We start from the raw sequence: 15,971 nt of genomic DNA, 5'->3' as shown, positions 1-15,971 counted from the left end.
TTAACTTTTATTATTCATACAATGAACTTCGTAAGGAGATACTTTATGTTTAATGATTGATTCTTCGGAGTGTTTTTCTGGATTTTTGAAGTGTGTTTTTATTTTTGTTGATTTGATATTATTTGGAAATCTTTATTGGAAAATTTTCATAAAAGTTATTTTTATATTAATAAAAAACTTATATTTGAAACATTAAAAAATCTATTTGGAGAAATGAAGCAATTTTACAATTCAAAAAGTTTACTTAGACTTTCTTTTTTATTCGTTTTATTATTTTCTGTAATTACCGTTGTCAATTCTTGTAAAAAAGATGACGATGAAGAATTTAAGGATCATGTTGTTCAATTCGAAGTGAAGACAACTGCCGGAGGAAACATTATAAGTGTTGTAACACAAGTAGGTACAGCTCAGAATACCATCTACAATACTCCACAATCACCTGTAACTTCACCATGGACAAGTGGGGAATTTTTTGTGAATTCCAGCCAGGCACAGCTGAATCTTGATGCTAATGCATCAATGCCGGATGATAATTCTGAATTGACAATCACTCTTTACATAGATGGAGAAGTTGCCAGAACAGTTAAGAAAAAAGGAAAAGGGGTATTAGTAGCCTCTATCGATTACAGTTTCTTAGAGCCATAAAATTATTTTAATTATTGATATAAAAAAACCGCTTCGAAAGCGGTTTTTTTATTCTTCAATCATGCGTTGCTGTATAGCCCTGTTGATCAATTCTGTTGAATTTTTTGCCTGAAATTTCTGTAGGAGGTTCTTGCGGTGAGTATCCACAGTAAGCGGACTCAGAAACAACTCTTCAGCAATTACATTACTGGTTTTTCCTTGTGCCACCATCTGGAGGATCTGTTTTTCCCTTTTTGTAAGCCGTGGAATTGGCATATCATTTTGAGAAGGACGGCTGATGATTTGCTTGGTTTCATTGCAGAAAACAATATCCCCGGAAAGAGCTCCCCGGATACAGATGACAAGTTCATCAATAGAAGTGTTTTTTAGAAGATACCCACTCGCTCCATTTTGTATAGACTGCATGATAATGCTTCTTTCTGAACGGTTACTGAACATAATCACTGAGGTACTGGGCGATATTTTTTTTATTTCTCTGCAAAGTTCTGTTCCATTAGCATCAGGCAGCGTAATATCGAGGAGAATAATATCCACCATTTGCGACCGGATATAGCTGAGTGTTTCCTCACCGGATGTAAAACTTCCGGCTACATGAAAGAAAGGCTGGCTTTTGAGCATCATTCTTAACCCTTCGATCACAATAGGATGATCATCTACGATGACGATATTTATTTTTTCATTCTCCATGGATGTTGAGTTCTATATTAATTGTTGTTCCCTGATGATCAGAATTGATTTCCATTTTTCCTTTCAGATAATTGACCCTGTTTTTCAGGTTGCGAAGTCCCATACTTTTGGTGGTTTTTTCTATGTTTTTATCAAAGCCTTTTCCGTTATCTTCAATGGTGATCAGAAAACTTTCACCGGATTGCGAGCATTGAAGTAAGATGCTGCTTGCTTCAGCATGTTTTATAGCATTAGCCAATAATTCCTGTACGATTCTGTAGATATTAAGCTGGATATTTAAAGGTAATGCCTTATCAATATCAATGGCCTGGAAATCAATTTCGAGGTTTTTTCTGCTGTAAAATTCACACAGGTCATGTAAAGCGGTTTCCAGACCAAAATTAAGAAGTGATTCAGGCATTAAGTTTCTGGCTACATGCCGGAGTTCACTTACAGAGTTGTCCAGTTGTCCTAAAATCTTATAAAATTCCTGATCTTTTTCCGGATTAAGATGGCTGGAAGACCAGACTGAGAAATTAATCTTAACTCCTGCAAGCATACCACCAAGGCCATCATGAAGATCTCTGGCAATACGCTCTCTTTCCCTTTCTTCACCATCAAGAATGGCTTTGGTAAGCGATAATTCTTCTTTTTGTTTTATATCTTCTATTTTCTGCTGAAGATTGATTTCCTTTTGTTCAGATAATTTTTTATTTTTTCTGTAAATGATATATAGAAAAATAAGAAGACCGATGAAGGATAATAAGGCAAGACTTAATAACCATAAATACGAGTTTTTTTTGCTTACTTCCATCTGTTTCTTTGTCTTCTCAGTATACAGCCACGCAATTTTTTTCTCATCTTCAGCTTTTCTGTATTTGGCTTCCAGAAGTGCAATATTTTTGTGAATACTGATGTTATTGATGCTATCCAGAGAATTAATGTATTCTGTAGCATAAAGATTGGCTTTGGCAGTATCCTTTAATGCAGTATAATTTTTAAAAAACTCCCTCATAACCTCTTGTTTTGTCCTTTTATATGAGGTTTTTTGATAGACTTCTTTTAAAATGTTATTCGATTGTTTGAAATTTTTCAGATCCTGATAGATTTGATGCTTAAACAGTTTTATCCTTTCTGCAATATTGGTGTTTTTGTATTTTTCTGCATTTTGTAAACCCAAATCAAAAGTTTTAAGAGCTTCAGGATAATTTTTTTGTTTCATCTGATAATAGCCCAAATTGCTTAAATATAAAGAGTGGAAATTAGATTCCGGATAATTTTTAATAATGGAGTAGGTTTTATTCAATTCTATTTTTGCCTCTGGTAGTTTATCCTTTCTCATCAGACATTCTGCTTTCAGTAAAAGAACTTCTCCCATTATGCCATTAGATTGGGGAGTTTGCTTTTTTAATTTGCTTAAAAATGATTCTGCCAGATTGCAGTATTCTATAGCTTTTGAGAAGTCATGGGAGTTATAAAACAGAAGGGCAACATTTTTATACAAACCACCTATAAGTTCATGATCTCCAATGGATATTGCAATAGGAATTGCCTTGTTGATAATAAGATTCATGGCTTCCGTTTCTTTAGTCTGCATTACTTTCAGCAGAGACAAATTTTGAAACATGATGATTCTTATTCTTTTAGCTTCAGTACTTCTATATTTTTTAGTGCAGTTTCAGCGGGGATAAAATCTTTTTCAAGAAGAGTTGCAAAATCAGGTTTTGTAAAGTGGATGAGTGCCTGATAATATAATCCAATATCTTTGTATATCTGACTTTTAGAAGAGCTTTCCAGACCTTGTTTTAAGTATTTATTATAATTGTCTAAGTCCTGTCTTGTAAAATAAGTAGCAGCGATCTGGTAGGATTTTAGGGCTTTTAAGGTGTCTACACTTTCCCGATTAGCTGCAGTAACCAGGCTGTCAAAATTACTGTTCTTTTTTTCAAGATAATAAAAATAGGAGCTTTGAGCATAGACATATGGTGATCCCAAAGTAAATAGAACTAAAAGCAAATATTTATTGATCATGTCTTTAACAATATAATTGTTGATAATTTAAACATAGAAAGGCCACCTAAAATTATAAAATTAAAATCATCAATTATATTATAAATCTGGGAATTACGATTTTAGGTCTGTATTTTCAAATATACAGTTTTAGTAGATGTTATGATATACCTAAAAATCAGTAGAAAAAAATACGTCTTTTTAAGGGTTGTGTTCTGTGGAATTCACGGATAGTTTTGCAGAACAGACAATAACAAAAAATAAACTATTAAGAATGAAAAAGAGAATCTTTATCCTGGGAATGATTTCCCTTTTTGGGAGCATGCATGCACAGAGAATACAGAAAGGAGAAGCTCAGATCAATGTGGGTATAGGAGTAGCCAACGGATGGGGACTGCCTATATCAGTAGGAGTGGACTACGCTATACACAATGATATTACAGTGGGAATAGAAGGAAGCTATGCAACTGAAAAATACTCAGGAGATATTAAAGGAAGCTGGTTTGGAGTAGGAGCTAACGGAAATTATCACTTCAATACTTTACTTAAAATTCCAAATAAATGGGACGTGTATGCAGGAGCTACCTTAGCCTACAATTCTTTTTCTTATAAATATAACGGATCAGATTTCGATTATTTTGACGGGAAATCTTCAGGAGTTGGTTTTGCAGGACAAATCGGAGGCAGATATTTTTTCACCAAAAACCTTGCTGCTCATATAGAATTGGGTGGAGGATCTGTAGCTTCAGGAGGGAAAGCCGGGCTTACATATAAATTTTAAACTCCACATTATTTTCAATACAAATCAGTTTTTTCATAGCCTATACGATGTCAGTAATGACAGCAAGTTTTTAAAAAATGGTAACTTTCTCAACGGAGCCGTGAATTTATTTCATGGCTTTTATTATGGGCTGTAAAACAAAAAAAGACTGTGTAAAACAGTCTTTTTCTTATATATAATGCAATATTTTCAGCTTATTGAACCTTCACAATAAAATAACTTTTCTTACCTTTTTGCAGCAATAAAAATTTGCCATCAATAAGATCGGTTTCATTGGCTGTAAAAGTATCATTTACTTTTTGTTTGTTTACAGAGATTGAATTTCCTTTAATCTCTCTTTGGGCTTCACTCTTAGATTTTAAGAATCCTGATTTTTCAGAAAGAAGATCTACAATATTCACTCCTAAAACATCAGATTTTGCAATTTCTTTTTGAGGAACTCCGTCAAAAACTTCAAGGAATGTTTCTTCGTCAAGGCTTACCAAATCTTCAGCAGTAGAACGTCCGAAAAGGATTTCAGAAGCTTTCAGTGCTTTTTCATATTCTTCTCTTCCATGTACCCAAACGGTTACTTCTTCTGCCAGTTTCTTTTGCAGTTTTCTTTCGTGGGCTGCCGTTTTGTGCTCTTCAATTAAAGCCTCAATTTCTTCTTTTCCTAGGAAAGTATAGAACTTGATGAATCTTTCAGCATCTTCATCAGTAGCATTCAGCCAGAACTGGTAGAATTTGTATGGTGATGTTTTCTTTTTATCCAACCAGTAATTTTCCCCGCTTTCTGACTTCCCAAATTTGGAACCGTCAGCTTTCGTAATTAAAGGAACTGTTAATGCAAAAGCTTCACCCTGAGCTTTTCTACGGATCAATTCTGTTCCTGTAGTGATATTTCCCCACTGGTCAGAACCTCCCATCTGCAATTTTACATTATTGTTTTGGTATAGGTGAAGGAAATCATATCCCTGAATTAACTGGTATGTGAATTCTGTAAAACTCATTCCGTCTGCACCAGATTCTCCTGAAAATCTTTTCTTTACAGAATCTTTAGCCATCATGTAGTTAACGGTGATATTCTTCCCGACATTTTTAGCAAAATCAAGGAAAGAAATATTCTTCATCCAGTCGTAGTTGTTCACTAATTCAGCTTTATTAGGCCCATTTCCTTCAAAATTTAAGAATTTTGAAAGCTGATTTTTTAAACAGTCAACATAGTGTAAAAGAGTTTCCTCATCCAAAAGATTTCTTTCAGCAGATTTTCCGGACGGGTCTCCGATCATCCCTGTAGCTCCTCCTACCAAAGCAATCGGCTTGTGGCCATGCAGCTGGAAGTGAGCTAAAATTTTTATCTGGATAAGACTTCCGATATGTAAAGAATCGGCAGTAGGATCAAAACCAATATATGCAGTAGTTACCTCTTTATTCAGTTGTTCATCGGTTCCGGGCATCATATCGGCAAATAGACCACGCCATTTCAGTTCTTCTATAAAGGAATTCATTGATTGTTAACTTTAAAATTTTAAGAGGCAAAGATAGTAAATTCAGAAGTATTAAGTGTAAAAAAGCAAAGGACGAAAAGGTAGGAATGTAAAATAAGAATAACATAAAAACTTTTTAGACGTTCACTTTACAAATAGAGAGGATTAACCTTTTTACTCCTTTGTTTTTCACCTCAAATAATCTATATTTGTTATTAATGAACGACGAACAGCTATTCCTGCTCATACAGAAGGCCAAAGATAAAGACCAGAAGGCCCAGACTAAACTCATTAATGTTTTTTGGGTGGATGTTTTTTCTTTTGTCATGAAAAAGGTAAGAGATGAAAATGATGCCGATGAAATCACCGTCAATGTTTTTTCAAAAGTATTGTCGAAGCTGGATATGTTCGATCCCCATTTTCAGTTCAAAACCTGGGTTCTTACCATTGCCCAGAATACCGTTATTGATTTCTGGCGAAAAAAGAACCGTGAGAATGAAGATGCCGTTGAAAATCTTGATGAGGTCAAAAATCAATACGCCAAATCTCCGGAAGAACTTCTGATCTCCGAAGAAGAACAAAAGAAAATCATCAAAACCATAGAATCTCTGGATGCCAATTATCAGGATATTATTAAGCTGAGATTTTTTGAAGAAAAAAGCATCAAAGAAATTGCCGATGAACTGGGGATTTCCGTTGCCAATACCAAAGTGAGGGTAATGCGTGCCAAAAAAGTCTTAGCGGAGCTGTTGAAAAATAATGAGTTTGATGATAATTAAACTCATTATTTTTCAATAGAAAGAGTAGTGTCATTCTGAACGAAATGAAATGCAGTGAAGAATCTCATAAATTTGTTCATCAATAAGATTCTTCCTTCGTCAGAATGACAAGATTCAGAATGGGCTTTAGCCCAAACTTACATTCCACAGCTTCTATTTAAAAATAAACCTCTTCTTTTGTTTTCGGAAGAATTATTTTTTGCTGCTTTTCCTGATTTCTGTTCTGTAGATTGATTTTTAGGCCTTTTTTAATATAGGTTTCCTTTAAAGATTTTCCATACTCAGCTGTATTTTCCACTTCTTTTGAATAGTTTAATTGTCCTGTTGAAAGGTTGAAGTCTACTTCTTTCCAGTAATCACCAGGTCTTCCTGAAATCGAAGAGGTTCCTATAAGTTCAAAATGTCCGTTCTGAAATCTATATTTGTCTGTAACATCCCATTTCCAGCTGCTTCCGCCGTTTTGAGAAATGATCAGGATTCCTTTTTCTATTTTTGTTTCTCTATAAGGATCACCCATCATTCCTCCGCCATTGCTTTCCATAACAGCATTTCTGGATTTTTCCAGGACAATCCACGCACCGCCTACTTTTTTCAGAATCTGAATTTCGCGAATGTTTCCCATATCAGTAGTATCTTTTGTATTGTAAATAATTACTTTTTCAGGAATTTTATCACCATCAAGATCACCATCTATTGTTTCAATAATTGAAGAACCTGCAGGCTGAAATTGTTGTTGGGCAAGACAAAATGTTCCGCATACCGCGAATAGAAGGAAGAATATTTTTCTCATAAGAATATTTTGAAGACATAAATATACAAATGAAATTTTGAATTATAAGTTTCATCAATATATCCGGTTGATGGTTTCCATTAAAAAATCCTTAACTTTGAACTTCAATTTTAGAAATGGAAAATTCAGTTCAAGACACTACCGTTCAAAAACCAAAATGGATCCGCGTAAAACTTCCTACCGGAAAGAATTACAGAGAGCTGAGAACATTGGTTGATAAATATAAATTAAATACCATTTGCCAAAGCGGAAGCTGCCCGAACATGGGAGAATGTTGGGGTGAAGGTACAGCTACTTTCATGATTTTAGGAAATATCTGTACAAGAAGCTGTGGATTCTGTGGGGTAAAAACAGGAAAACCACTTGATGTAAACTGGGACGAACCTGAAAAAGTAGCAAGATCCATCAAATTAATGAAGATCAAACATGCCGTTCTTACTTCTGTAGACCGTGATGATCTGAAAGATATGGGATCTATTCTTTGGGGCGAAACTGTGAATGCTGTAAGAAGAATTTCTCCGGGAACTACGATGGAAACTCTGATACCAGATTTTCAGGGGCTTACAAAACACCTTGACAGATTAGTAGATGTAGCTCCGGAAGTGATCTCTCACAACATGGAAACCGTAAAACGTTTAACCAGAGAAGTAAGAATTCAGGCAAAATATGAAAGAAGCCTTGAAGTATTAAGATATTTGAAAGAAGCAGGACAAAGAAGAACTAAAACAGGTGTTATGCTTGGATTAGGGGAAACTAGAGATGAGGTTTTCCAGACGATCGAAGATATCAGAAATGCTAATGTAGATGTGATTACGCTTGGACAATATCTGCAACCGACTAAAAAACATCTTCCGGTAAAGAAATTTATCACTCCTGAAGAATTTGATGAGTTCGGAGATTTTGCAAGAAGTTTAGGTTTCAGACACGTTGAAAGTTCTCCACTAGTAAGAAGTTCTTACCATGCTGAAAAACATATTCACTAAAAATACAGACCGTTCAGCAATGAACGGTTTTTTGTTTTTTAGGTAGCAAGAAGTAGGTTGTAGATTATAGGTGATAGGCTGCAGGTATCAGCTGTTAGGCATTAGCTAATGAATGTGGCAATATTTACAATAACGGCCGCCATCATTCCCATCCTTGGAGGGGTGTCAAAAATTCTTTGAATTTTTGACGGGGTGGTTCATAAAACACGCACCAAAACCTACTTAACAAGTCGTATCCTTCTTAATCACACCAATCCTTCCATTAATTTCAATCGGTCTGAAATGTTTTTTCTTGAATTCAGAAGGAGTTTCTCCTGTATGCTGCTTGAATAATTTATTAAAATAAGAGAGGCTTTCAAACCTACCTGAAAACAAACTTCTGTCACAGACTGATCTTTCAGCAGGAATATTTTAGCCTGATTGATCCTGTAATTATTGACAAAATCTGTAAAGGTCATATTGGTCTGCTTTTTAAAATACCGGCAGAAAGCTGGAGTACTAAGACTTACTACTTTAGCCACTTCATTTACATTGGGTTTTCTGTCGTAATTTTCATGAATATAATCGTAAATGGTTCCCATTCTGATTTTATCATTCAAAAACCACTTAATTCGGGTATCTTCCTTATTGAGTTCTTTTACTTCGGTAGAATCGGCCAGGATCTGCAGAATTTCAATCAGTCCCATCAAAGATTCAAAGGAGTTTTTATCCTTGATAATCTGTAGTTTTTCAACGACAATATTCTTGGTCTCTCCAGAGAATGAAAGGCCTAGATATGAGCGTTCTAAAAGACTTTTAATGTTTTCAAATTCAGGAACAGGAAGGATGATATCCTGAAGGAAACTTTCCCGCATCTGCAATACAAGCTGTTTGCATTCGGTCTGAATCCCATAATCAAAATTAAGATGAGGTACATTGGAACCAATCAGCAGAAGATCACTGTCTGTAAAACCGGAAATATTTTTTCCCACGTGACGGATTCCATTCACCGCTTCTACATAGACCAATTCAATTTCCGGGTGATAATGCCAGAAAAAACAGTTTTTCAGGGAAGGAGAAAATAGTTTGAAGGATTTCCCTTTTTCAAACGTAATAATTTCTTTTTGGATCTTCATTTTGTTCTTATTTGATTGTTTCTGAATTTAAAATTAAGTAAAAAGGTTAATATGGAGCAAATTTTTATCATTCAAAGAGGTGTGAAATTCAAACTTTCTTTCGATTTTTGCACTTTCAAAATAAAGATACTCAGTAAGTCCTTTAATTTGAACAGAATTAATTCAGAAAAAAGATTTAGATACAATGAAGATTGATAAAAGAATAATACCACTTGCTATTGGTGGTTTAGGGATAGGAACTACGGAATTTACCGTCATGGGACTGTTGCCGGATATTGCCAAAACATTGCAGATCACCATTCCGCAAGCCGGACATTTGATTTCAGCTTATGCCATGGGAGTGGTTATCGGAGCACCAATCCTGATTGGATATTCCGTAAAATTTCCACCGAAAAAAGTTCTGATGGCTTTCATGATCCTTTTTACATTATTTAATGGGCTTTCTGCTATTGCTCCCGGGTACAACAGTATGCTGGTTATCCGTTTTATGTCCGGACTTCCTCACGGAGCGTTCTTCGGTGTAGGAACAGTAGTCGCTTCAAGAATGGCTGGAAAAGGAAAAGAAGCCTTTTATATATCCATGATGTTTACAGGGCTTACGGTCGCCAACCTTGCAATGGTACCTCTGGTCACCTACATCGGCCATACTTTCCACTGGAGGTTGTACTTTGCCATTGTAGCATTAATTGGGCTTTTTGCCATCTTATTTTTAAAGCTTTGGCTACCGGCAATGGAATCCAATCAAAATACCCATTTTATGGAAGAATTGAAATTCCTTAAAAATAAACAATCGTGGCTGGTATTGGCCATTACAGCGATCGGGTTTGGAGGATTGTTCACATGGTTAAGCTATATCACACCTTTAATGACCGTTGTTGCAGGGATCAAGAGTAGCCAGATGGCCTATGTGATGGTTCTTGCGGGAGCAGGAATGGTAGTTGGAAATCTGGTTGGAGGGATTGTTTCAGATAAATTGGGGCCAGAAAAAACCTGCGCACTTCTGATTTTCCTGATGATGATTTCCCTTGGAGGCGTTTTCTTCCTAGCAGAATATAAAAATATTGCTTTAGTATTGACCTTTATGTGTGGTGCTTTATCCATGTCTATCGCTTCACCTATCAATATTATGATGATGAAAGCTGCCCCGAAAAGCGAAATGATGGCCGCCGCTTTTATGCAGGCTGGCTTCAATATCGCTAACGCAATGGGAGCTTTCTTGGGCGGAATTCCTTTAGAATATGGTTATTCGTTCAATTATCCTTCACTGGTAGGGGTTGGGATGACCTTTATTGGAGTGGTTATCAGTGTAAGATATATGTACCTGTACGGATCTAAGATCCAAAATGAAGAAGTAACCACAGAATGTGTAACATGTGATAAATAAAAATGTGATGGATCCCATTTAAACATACAAAGAGCCTGTTTCTATGAGAAACAGGCCTTTGTATATAAAATAATTTTTATGCCTCTACTTCATCTCCATTTTTACACCAATAGAGGGCATTATATAAATTTTCTTTAGGGAAAGATTTAAATTCTCCCGGCATCAGAACACTGAAAATACTGGTGAAATCACGTATACCTTCCTTGTCTGTAACGATGGCCGAACGATTCCAGTTGGTAAGATTTTTTAGTCCTAACAGTAAATCTTCAAGCCATGCGCCCACGGTAAAATTATCCAGATCGGTATCCAAATACAATAAATAATTCAGTTCACCGAATTGCTCTACTTTCTCTTTCACACGCGGAATGACCAATCTTTCAAAATCCTCTTTCGTTACTTCTCCCGTTGCATTAAACGCTGCAACATTCTCCGGAGCTTCTGGAATAATTGTTATCATAATAAATACTTTTTGGTGGTTTGAGTTTAAAAGGACAACAATAATTACACCATTATTTGGTGAATAATTGTTAAAATAGGTATAAATATTGTTATTTTAAATATAAAATAGTAATATGAATCTTAAATCTAATGAACCTTTTTGGCTTTTGAAAAATGGATTGGTGGCTTCTTATCCTTCTTTGAAATCAAATGAAGAATGTGATGTTCTGATCATAGGCGGCGGTATTACTGGAAGCCTGATTGCCCATCAGATGATAGAAGATGGCTACAGCACGATTCTTATTGATAAAAGAGAACTTTGCAACGGAAGTACTTCTGCTACTACTTCAATGCTCCAGTACGAAATAGATGTTCCTTTATATGAACTGAAAGAAAAGATAGGTGAAAAAGGAGCTGTCCTGAGTTATAAAGCCTGCAGCGAAGCTATTGATAGGATAGAAAAGCTTACAAAAATAATCAGGTCCAAAGCAGGTTTCAAGCGGAAAAAATCACTGTATTTTGCTTCGAAAAAGAAAGATACAGCATGGCTGAAGAAAGAATACGAAGCCAGAAAACAAAACGGATTTGAAGTAGAATGGCTGGAAGCAGAACAGATTCTCGAAAAATTTGAATTTGAAAATACCTATGGCGGGATTTTATCAAAACAAGGTGCCAGTATTGATGCTTTTCAATTTGCCCATGAGCTTTTCATGCATAATGCAAAAAAGGACTGAAGATATTTGATAAGACTGAAATGGTAAAAGTAGTGGAACATAAAGGTTTTAATCTTGTGACTGTAGATAGTGGATTTGAGATCAAAGCAAAAAAGATCATTTATTGTGTCGGTTACGAAAGTAAAAATCTACTGAAAGAAAGCTTTGTTAATCTGAAAAGTACCTATGCTGTCGTTTCTGAAATTGATAATGATAAGTTTAAAAACATCGGCAGTACACTGGTCTGGAATACCGATGATCCTTATCTCTACATGCGTACTACCGATGACGGAAGACTTCTTATCGGAGGAGGCGATGAAGATTTTTATGATGCAGAAAAACGGGATGCTATTTTACATAAAAAAGAAAAAGAAATTTTGAAAACCCTGAATACAATAAAGCCGGATTATCATTTTTACACAGATTTTGTCTGGGCAGGAACTTTTGGTGAAACTAAAGACGGACTTCCTTATATCGGAGCGCACGAAAAATTTAAAAATTCTTACTTTGTATTGGGTTTCGGAGGAAATGGAATCACTTTTTCTGTAATCGGGATGGAAATGGCTTCTATGTTTATGAAAAATAAAAAACATCCGCTGTCAAGGTATTTTAAGTTTGGCAGATGACAGTATTTTTACCACAAAAGTCTTAAAAAAATCTACGGTTTTAAATTAGAATAAAGGTTATTTAGATTCCTACGGAATGCAAACTGCGTGAGTAAACTTATATTTCAATCGAAGGTGCTCAATTCCCTTCCTTCGGAGGGGTGTCAAAAATTCAAAGAATTTTTGACGGGGTGGTTTAAAAAAGCGGGCCTAAACCCGCTTAGACTACAAATTATACCCATTCTTTTTCGCAAGTTCAACAATAGAATTCTCAATGGCTTTTCCCAAATCATCAGAATCATCAGTTCCTCTTTTTTTCATTTCGGAGTCAATATAATTCTGACGTTTTTTGGAAAGTTCCTCAATTTCTTTTTGAATTTTGTCCCGCGCTGCTGATTTGGTGGCAATTGTTTTTTGAATTTCTTCTTTGCTTTTTCCTTTCAACTCGGAAGGCAGCTCACTTTCCTTAACATTCGCAATAAATCCGGCATCTTTTTCAGCTTTGTCTACCAAATCCCAATGATCATTTTTATAAGCATTCTTTTTAGATTTGGCAACGGTCCTTTCCACTAAGTTGGATGCTGATTGTGCTTCTGCATTTCTATCCTGTGTGATCTGCTTAAACCGGTATTCCGAACCATGATTTCCGTAATAGATATACGTGTCATTCAGCTTTGCATTACATTCGGAAATTCTGATGTCGTAAGGAGTTTCTATATACATTACCTTTCTGTCACTATCGATATTGAAATATTTTCCGCCTCCTAATGAAGCTCCGTTTTGCCAGAAAGTCTGGATTCCTTCCTCACGGCTTCCGCAAAAAATAGTGTTGATATAAATATTTTTGGTCTTTGCTTTTGAAACGACCTCTTTATAATTTATTTTTCCCTGATCGAATGCTTCATTTCCTGCAATATAAATTAGTTTCATACTTTTCTCATTTCCATCCCAATTGAGGTTGGTGGAGGCATCCCGAATAACAGCACCGCAATATTCACTGCCGCCATTGGTTCTTAAGGCAAATAGCTTTTCAGAAATAAGATCCAGATCCTGAGTTAGAGGAGCTACCTGACGGATGTAATTTTCATCACGGATTCCGTCGTTGCCATATTCATACAAGGCAATTTCAATCTGAGGTGCTTTCCCGTTGTACTTGAGGGTAGTTAAAGTATTTACAATATTCCATAGTCTGGATTTTGCCTGATCAATCAGTCCGTCCATACTATTGGAAGTATCCAGTAAAAGGGCGACCTGAATTTTATTATCCTTCATCGTTGAATTTGCCGAAATCAATGTCGTTTTTTCTGCTGCTAATTTATTGTCAGTATTACTATTGGAGCGGCTATCCGGAATATTACCGGAGCTTAAAAAAGCGGTACCTGCTGCAAGTGCTAAGATTTTTAAAGTTGTCATATTGTTATTTTTTATTGATTATCTGTTATAATATTGGATCTGTATATCTTTCGGGTATTTCACTTCATAAGAGAATGTGATCTTTTCTGAATTTCCGGAACCGATATTTTTGTTCCAAAGAATACTTCCTGTTTTTTCATCCAGATTTCCACCGCTAGGGTTTAGCATTTTTACCAAAATTTTAGAATTTTCACTGATGGGAAGCTGATCAAGTACTTCCAGTTCAATATTTTCTTTTGTATTATTCCTGATGCTGATCTGGTAAGATTCAGTTTCCCATTTGTTGGAATTCATCGCTTTTTGAGAAGTTTTATCTTCAAGCTTGATTCTTTTTACTGTAATTCTTTCATCTACTCCGAGAGAAATCGGGAATTCGTCTTTTACATAATTGCTTGTAATATTGGTTTTTCCGATATAATTATCTTCAAAATAGATATTAGCTTCTCCATTGATGAGGTTGAGATTCTGCCAGTTTTTCACAAAAGCCATCAGGAATACCTGATTATTAAGTTTCGGAACTGTATGATATTTATAGGTGGCATCAACCTGTTTTTTATCCAGGATTACATATTGTTCTTTTTCCTGGCTTACAATGGTTTGATTGTAATTCAATTCATAAATCACATTCATCTGGCTGTCAGAAACGGTAGCTACCGGAATCTGGCTTGGTTTTGCAACAACATCTTCTCTCATCTGATACGCATTGGCTGCTGAAATTTCCTTTTTAGATTTATAACCTGCAATTTCCATCTGAGAGTTATATGGTGTGTATTCTGCTACATAAAGTGGAGACAAAATCGGTCTGTCCTGATTGTATGAAGGTCTGTAAGTAGACACAAACAGCTTAACATTTTTCCAGTCCTGTCCGGTTTTCTGATAAATTTTACCCTTATAAACCATTTCAAGAGGCTTTTTTACAGACTCGGCACGCAGATCGTAAGAAGGAATCCATCCTGCATCAGAAACGATATAGCTTACCCCAAGATTCAGATTGGTTTCATGATCGGCAAGAATTTCAAGCAGAAGCTCTTTACGATTGGTATTTTTATGAGTTTGCTCTTCTGCAGACTGATTGTTGAGTTTTGCGATACTTTCATCCAGAACCATTTTCTGTTCATTCAGAAGAAATACCTGATTGTCAATTTCCAACATTCTCTTTCTATAAAACTCAGTAAGCTTAATCAGCTGTTCCTGCGGTGTAGATTTATCATTGGTGGAAACTTTTAAATTATCATTAATGATATGCTGCTCACCCGTCAGGTTTTTGATTTGAATATTCAGCAGGCTGACTTGTCTTTGAAGCTTTTTGGTTTCCGTTTCAAGCTTCTTTTCACTGTCAGACAGTTCATCGTTTTTCAAAAAATTGCTTTGAGGAGTAATAGAAAGAAGCGTTGTATTTTTCTCAAGATTGATTTTGTAGGTATTCTCATCCAGATTATTGGGAAGGTTGACAATCTTCACGATATTTCTCCCTTTCTGAAGGTTCACATTTGTACTTCCGAAAATCTTTGCTCCCTGTAGAAATACGGTAGCCTGTTTTACTTCAATTTCTTTTCTGATTTCCTGTGCTTTGAGAAAGGAAACCGAAAAGGTGATTAATATTAAAAAATAGCGTTTCATCGTTTATTATTTTAAATTCCTGTAGTAAAATTATCCCTATTTAAGGCTGGAATTCGGGAAACTTGGTGAATAGAAGGTTTCACTTGGTGGATGATAAAACTAGGAAGAATCTGGTTATATATTCAGTGTGATCATGTTAATCTAATATGTAATTTCAATACTGTCAGAATTGTCAGGCTGAGCGGAGTCGAAGCCTTTACTATTTACCAGATTTTAATTGTCCCAAAACAAAAAAGCTGCCCAAAAGGTAGTCATGGTCGGAAGATTTTTTCTTCCGACTTTTTGTTTTTAGATATTCAATATTATTATTTTAATTAATTGATTATCAGCCATTTAATTTGTTTTATTATTTCATTTTTTGTATCTTTATTGCTGATAATCAATTGTTTATGTCAGTTTTTAAAGATCACAAAATATCACTTAAAGATGTTTTAGAATTTATTCCCGAAGCACTTTTAAGCCACCTTTCCGCAAGTACAAAAGTGGATTATTATAGTAAAGTTCTGCATGGAAGAAAAATATTCTACCTGCTTTTGTATTGCATATTTGATAATGAAAAA

Annotated in this window: 16 protein-coding genes; 7 read left to right on the top strand and 9 right to left on the bottom strand. The window is 35.4% G+C overall.

Annotated features, from left to right (window positions below):
* The first annotated feature begins 213 nt into the window (after nt 1-213).
* Nucleotides 214-645, top strand: a complete 432-nt coding sequence (locus tag BOQ62_RS04455; protein ID WP_228413676.1) for a hypothetical protein — start codon at nt 214-216, stop codon at nt 643-645.
* A 48-nt stretch (nt 646-693) separates the two neighbouring features.
* Here the strand turns inward: BOQ62_RS04455 and BOQ62_RS04450 are convergent, their stop codons facing one another.
* From BOQ62_RS04450 to BOQ62_RS04440, 3 genes are read right to left on the bottom strand one after another with little or no spacing between them, the layout of a single operon-like run.
* Nucleotides 694-1,332 carry a response regulator transcription factor gene (locus tag BOQ62_RS04450; RefSeq protein ID WP_129037469.1) on the bottom strand — a complete coding sequence of 213 codons (639 nt, stop codon included), beginning with the start codon at nt 1,330-1,332 and terminating at the stop codon, nt 694-696.
* Nucleotides 1,322-2,938 (bottom strand): ATP-binding protein, encoded by a 1,617-nt coding sequence (locus tag BOQ62_RS04445; RefSeq protein ID WP_129037467.1) that lies wholly within the window; start codon nt 2,936-2,938, stop codon nt 1,322-1,324. Before BOQ62_RS04445 ends, BOQ62_RS04450 begins: the two co-directional genes overlap by 11 nt.
* Before the next feature lie 8 nt (nt 2,939-2,946).
* Nucleotides 2,947-3,342, bottom strand: coding sequence for a hypothetical protein (locus tag BOQ62_RS04440; RefSeq protein ID WP_129037465.1), 396 nt, complete (start codon nt 3,340-3,342; stop codon nt 2,947-2,949).
* 253 nt (nt 3,343-3,595) lie between these two features.
* Between BOQ62_RS04440 and BOQ62_RS04435 the strand changes: the two genes are divergently transcribed.
* Nucleotides 3,596-4,102 (top strand): outer membrane protein, encoded by a 507-nt coding sequence (locus BOQ62_RS04435; RefSeq protein WP_129037463.1) that lies wholly within the window; start codon nt 3,596-3,598, stop codon nt 4,100-4,102.
* A gap of 194 nt (nt 4,103-4,296) precedes the next feature.
* On the opposite strand, the gene tyrS is transcribed toward BOQ62_RS04435, so the two are convergent.
* Nucleotides 4,297-5,592 (bottom strand): tyrosine--tRNA ligase, encoded by a 1,296-nt coding sequence (gene tyrS, locus BOQ62_RS04430; RefSeq protein ID WP_129037461.1) that lies wholly within the window; start codon nt 5,590-5,592, stop codon nt 4,297-4,299.
* A gap of 197 nt (nt 5,593-5,789) precedes the next feature.
* Here tyrS and BOQ62_RS04425 point away from each other — a divergent pair, with 197 nt between their 5' ends.
* A complete protein-coding gene (locus BOQ62_RS04425; protein WP_129037459.1) occupies nt 5,790-6,350 on the top strand; it encodes an RNA polymerase sigma factor in 561 nt (186 codons plus the stop codon).
* A gap of 157 nt (nt 6,351-6,507) precedes the next feature.
* On the opposite strand, the gene BOQ62_RS04420 is transcribed toward BOQ62_RS04425, so the two are convergent.
* Complete coding sequence (locus BOQ62_RS04420; RefSeq protein ID WP_129037457.1) at nt 6,508-7,140, bottom strand: hypothetical protein; 633 nt, start codon at nt 7,138-7,140, stop codon at nt 6,508-6,510.
* Between the two features lie 116 nt (nt 7,141-7,256).
* On the opposite strand from BOQ62_RS04420, the gene lipA reads away from it, so the two are divergent.
* Nucleotides 7,257-8,123: a lipoyl synthase gene (lipA, locus tag BOQ62_RS04415; protein WP_103293508.1), complete on the top strand. Its 867-nt coding sequence runs from the start codon at nt 7,257-7,259 to the stop codon at nt 8,121-8,123.
* 222 nt (nt 8,124-8,345) lie between these two features.
* On the opposite strand, the gene BOQ62_RS22940 is transcribed toward lipA, so the two are convergent.
* A complete protein-coding gene (locus tag BOQ62_RS22940; protein ID WP_228413674.1) occupies nt 8,346-8,498 on the bottom strand; it encodes a helix-turn-helix domain-containing protein in 153 nt (50 codons plus the stop codon).
* 924 nt (nt 8,499-9,422) lie between these two features.
* Between BOQ62_RS22940 and BOQ62_RS04405 the strand changes: the two genes are divergently transcribed.
* The gene (locus BOQ62_RS04405) at nt 9,423-10,622 is read left to right on the top strand and encodes an MFS transporter (RefSeq protein ID WP_129037455.1); all 1,200 of its coding nucleotides are present in this window, start codon (nt 9,423-9,425) and stop codon (nt 10,620-10,622) included.
* Nucleotides 10,623-10,698: 76 nt separating this feature from the next.
* On the opposite strand, the gene BOQ62_RS04400 is transcribed toward BOQ62_RS04405, so the two are convergent.
* Nucleotides 10,699-11,079, bottom strand: coding sequence for an STAS/SEC14 domain-containing protein (locus tag BOQ62_RS04400; protein ID WP_034692101.1), 381 nt, complete (start codon nt 11,077-11,079; stop codon nt 10,699-10,701).
* A gap of 115 nt (nt 11,080-11,194) precedes the next feature.
* Between BOQ62_RS04400 and BOQ62_RS23830 the strand changes: the two genes are divergently transcribed.
* Nucleotides 11,195-11,794: an NAD(P)/FAD-dependent oxidoreductase gene (locus BOQ62_RS23830; RefSeq protein ID WP_262708301.1), complete on the top strand. Its 600-nt coding sequence runs from the start codon at nt 11,195-11,197 to the stop codon at nt 11,792-11,794.
* Nucleotides 11,795-11,814: 20 nt separating this feature from the next.
* A complete protein-coding gene (locus BOQ62_RS23825) occupies nt 11,815-12,399 on the top strand; it encodes an NAD(P)/FAD-dependent oxidoreductase (protein WP_262708300.1) in 585 nt (194 codons plus the stop codon).
* 204 nt (nt 12,400-12,603) lie between these two features.
* Here the strand turns inward: BOQ62_RS23825 and BOQ62_RS04390 are convergent, their stop codons facing one another.
* Both BOQ62_RS04390 and BOQ62_RS04385 read right to left on the bottom strand, forming a co-directional pair.
* Nucleotides 12,604-13,791 carry a VWA domain-containing protein gene (locus BOQ62_RS04390; RefSeq protein WP_129037453.1) on the bottom strand — a complete coding sequence of 396 codons (1,188 nt, stop codon included), beginning with the start codon at nt 13,789-13,791 and terminating at the stop codon, nt 12,604-12,606.
* An 18-nt stretch (nt 13,792-13,809) separates the two neighbouring features.
* Entirely contained in the window at nt 13,810-15,411 is a 1,602-nt protein-coding gene (locus BOQ62_RS04385; RefSeq protein ID WP_129037451.1) for a DUF4139 domain-containing protein, read from the bottom strand.
* Between the last annotated feature and the right edge of the window lie 560 nt (nt 15,412-15,971).

This window comes from Chryseobacterium sp. CH21 (genome assembly GCF_004119445.1).
Taxonomy (GTDB): Bacteria; Bacteroidota; Bacteroidia; order Flavobacteriales; family Weeksellaceae; genus Chryseobacterium.
This window is presented reverse-complemented; position numbering and strand designations above follow the sequence as displayed.

Bases quoted from the DNA above. Each gene is read 5' to 3' on its own strand.
- BOQ62_RS04400 (WP_034692101.1), bottom strand. From the start codon at position 11,079: ATGATAACAATTATTCCAGAAGCTCCGGAGAATGTTGCAGCGTTTAAT.
- BOQ62_RS04405 (WP_129037455.1), top strand. From the start codon at position 9,423: ATGAAGATTGATAAAAGAATAATACCACTTGCTATTGGTGGTTTAGGG.
- BOQ62_RS04440 (WP_129037465.1), bottom strand. From the start codon at position 3,342: ATGATCAATAAATATTTGCTTTTAGTTCTATTTACTTTGGGATCACCA.
- tyrS (WP_129037461.1), bottom strand. From the start codon at position 5,592: ATGAATTCCTTTATAGAAGAACTGAAATGGCGTGGTCTATTTGCCGAT.
- lipA (WP_103293508.1), top strand. From the start codon at position 7,257: ATGGAAAATTCAGTTCAAGACACTACCGTTCAAAAACCAAAATGGATC.
- BOQ62_RS04385 (WP_129037451.1), bottom strand. From the start codon at position 15,411: ATGAAACGCTATTTTTTAATATTAATCACCTTTTCGGTTTCCTTTCTC.
- BOQ62_RS23825 (WP_262708300.1), top strand. From the start codon at position 11,815: ATGGTAAAAGTAGTGGAACATAAAGGTTTTAATCTTGTGACTGTAGAT.
- BOQ62_RS04450 (WP_129037469.1), bottom strand. From the start codon at position 1,332: ATGGAGAATGAAAAAATAAATATCGTCATCGTAGATGATCATCCTATT.
- BOQ62_RS04435 (WP_129037463.1), top strand. From the start codon at position 3,596: ATGAAAAAGAGAATCTTTATCCTGGGAATGATTTCCCTTTTTGGGAGC.
- BOQ62_RS04445 (WP_129037467.1), bottom strand. From the start codon at position 2,938: ATGTTTCAAAATTTGTCTCTGCTGAAAGTAATGCAGACTAAAGAAACG.
- BOQ62_RS04420 (WP_129037457.1), bottom strand. From the start codon at position 7,140: ATGAGAAAAATATTCTTCCTTCTATTCGCGGTATGCGGAACATTTTGT.
- BOQ62_RS04455 (WP_228413676.1), top strand. From the start codon at position 214: ATGAAGCAATTTTACAATTCAAAAAGTTTACTTAGACTTTCTTTTTTA.
- BOQ62_RS23830 (WP_262708301.1), top strand. From the start codon at position 11,195: ATGAATCTTAAATCTAATGAACCTTTTTGGCTTTTGAAAAATGGATTG.
- BOQ62_RS04425 (WP_129037459.1), top strand. From the start codon at position 5,790: ATGAACGACGAACAGCTATTCCTGCTCATACAGAAGGCCAAAGATAAA.
- BOQ62_RS04390 (WP_129037453.1), bottom strand. From the start codon at position 13,791: ATGACAACTTTAAAAATCTTAGCACTTGCAGCAGGTACCGCTTTTTTA.